Annotated in this window: 4 protein-coding genes; 1 reads left to right on the plus strand and 3 read right to left on the minus strand. The window is 68.5% G+C overall.

Annotated features, from left to right (window positions below; all coding sequences use genetic code 11):
* A partial coding sequence (locus D3H34_RS31895; RefSeq protein ID WP_147400553.1) for a glutathione S-transferase family protein occupies positions 1-601 on the plus strand: 601 nt, incomplete at its 5' end.
* 9 nt (positions 602-610) lie between these two features.
* Here the strand turns inward: D3H34_RS31895 and D3H34_RS31900 are convergent.
* The 3 genes from D3H34_RS31900 to D3H34_RS31910 form a co-directional block, all read right to left on the minus strand.
* Complete coding sequence (locus tag D3H34_RS31900) at positions 611-1,276, minus strand: HAD family hydrolase (RefSeq protein ID WP_119558791.1); 666 nt, start codon at positions 1,274-1,276, stop codon at positions 611-613.
* A gap of 72 nt (positions 1,277-1,348) precedes the next feature.
* Positions 1,349-1,759, minus strand: a complete 411-nt coding sequence (locus tag D3H34_RS31905; RefSeq protein WP_205736853.1) for a YchJ family protein — start codon at positions 1,757-1,759, stop codon at positions 1,349-1,351.
* On the minus strand, positions 1,759-2,164 hold a 406-nt coding region (locus tag D3H34_RS31910; protein WP_147400554.1), incomplete at its 5' end, for a DUF4197 domain-containing protein. The genes D3H34_RS31910 and D3H34_RS31905, both read right to left, overlap by 1 nt.

Genomic DNA, 2,164 nt, shown 5'->3' on the forward strand with positions numbered 1-2,164 from the left:
GCAGCCTTACGAACTGCGGATGCTGCCGTTCCCGCCGCGCGCGCTGGCGCGCGACTATCTCGCGCTCAACCCGCTGGGCACGGTGCCGCTGCTGCGGCATGGCACGGCGCAGTTGACGGAGTCGGCGGCCATCTGCGAATACCTGGCCGCGCGCCACCCCGACGCCGGGCTGTCGGTGGGCGCGCACGAAAGCGACTTCGCGGCCTATCTCAACTGGCTGCACATGAGCGACGCGACGCTGACGTTTCCGCAGACGCTGGTGCTGCGCTACACCCACTTCGAGCCGCCCGGGCGGCTGCAGCCCCAGGTCGCGCAGGACTATGCACGCTGGTTTCTGGCACGGCTGCGCGCGGTCGAAACCGCGATCGAACAGCAGGAATGGCTTTGCGCCGCGCGCTTCACGGCCGCCGATGTGGCCGTGGGCTATGCGCTGTTGCTGGCCGCGCACCTGGGCCTCGCATCGCAATGGGGGCCGGCCACGCAGGCCTACTGGCAGCGGCTGCAGGCCAGACCCGCATTTGTGCGTGCGCTTGCCGCCGAACACGGCGCCGCGCTGGCCCAAGGCGTGCCGACCACGCCGTCGCCACTGCTGCGGCCCTGACGGACCGCGTCAGCCCGCGAGCAGCGCCGGGAGTTCGGCCATCGAGCGCATGATGCGCGCCACGCCCGCGTCCTGCAGCATCTGCGGCGTCGCGAACAGCACGGGATCGGGGCAGTAGCCCCAGACCGTCGCGCCGGCCGCGAGGCCCGCCTGAATGCCCGGCACCGAATCCTCGATCACCAGGCAGCGCCCGGGCGCGACGCCCAGCGCCGCAGCCGCGGCCAGATAGACATCGGGAAACGGCTTGGAGCGCGGCGTCTCGTGGCCGCTGAACACCCGGCCCGTGAAATACGGCGCCATGCCGACCTGGGTCAGCTGCATTTCCACCTTGAAGCGGTCGGCGCCCGAAGCCACGGCGATGCGCCCCTCGAACTGTGCATGCACGGCCTGCACGGACGCCAGCGCGCCGTCGATCGCCACGAGCTGCGCGCGCAGCTGGTCGTTGCGGCGTTCATAGAACGCGGCCATCCACTCATCGGTCAGCGGCCTGCCGGTATGCGTTTCGATGCGCGCGGTCTCGCTGCGCACCGTGCGGCCGATGAACGTGCGCATGCACTCCTCGGCCGAAATCGGCCAGCCCGACTCGTTGAGCATGGTGCACAGCACCGTATTGGTAATGGTTTCGCTGTCGACCAGCACACCGTCGCAGTCGAACAAGATCGCGTCAAATTGCATTGCTTGCGCCGGCCGGGGCCGGCGTTCTCCATGGATTCAAAAAAGCGTGGATTGAGGGCAGGCCTGGCCCGCTCAGAGCTGGTCCCCATCCACATAGAACCACCGCCCCTCTTCCCGCACAAACCGGCTGCGCTCATGCAGCCGCACCGCGCGCCCCGCAATGCGATAGCGCGCGACAAACTCGACTTCGGCGCGGTCCTCGCCCGTCACCTTGAAGTCCTTGACACTCAGCCCCAGCCAGCGCGTGCCGGCATCGAAGTCGAGCGTCGCCGGGCGCTGGCTGGCGTGCCAGGTGGCCTGCAGATAGGCCGCGTTTTCGTGCACGAACGCGCTATAGCGCGAACGCATCAGATGCTCGGCATCGGGCGCGGGCGTGGTGTCGAAATGCGCGACGAAACGTTCACAACATTGGGCATAGGAAAGCGGCCGCCCCTTGCCATCGACCCGCCCGCAAGCGCAGGCCTGCGTCGTCGCCTGGCCCATCAGCGCGCCCCGAACACTTTCTGCAGCAGCGCGCTGCCCGTGCCCACGGGGTCCTTGCGGATCTTGCGTTCTTCCTCGCCGATCATCAGGAACAGGCCGTCGAGCGTCTTGCCCGTCACGTACTGCGACAGATCGGCGTCCTGGGCGCTGATCAGGCCCAGGCCCGCGGCCTTGCCCGCGAACTGGTTGTACTGCTGGGCCAGGCCCACCTGGTCGGTCGCCTGCTTGACCACGGGCAGAAAGCGCGTGTTCAGCGGCGCGCGCGTCTTCTCGGCAAAGAACGCCGTCACCGAGTTGTCGCCGCCGGTCAGGATCTTCTTCGCATCGGTGACGCTCATGGTCTGCACCGCGTTGACCAGCAGGTCCTTGCCCATGGGCACGGCGGCTTCGGCCGCGCGGTTGATC

It is taken from the genome of Acidovorax cavernicola, from assembly GCF_003581445.1.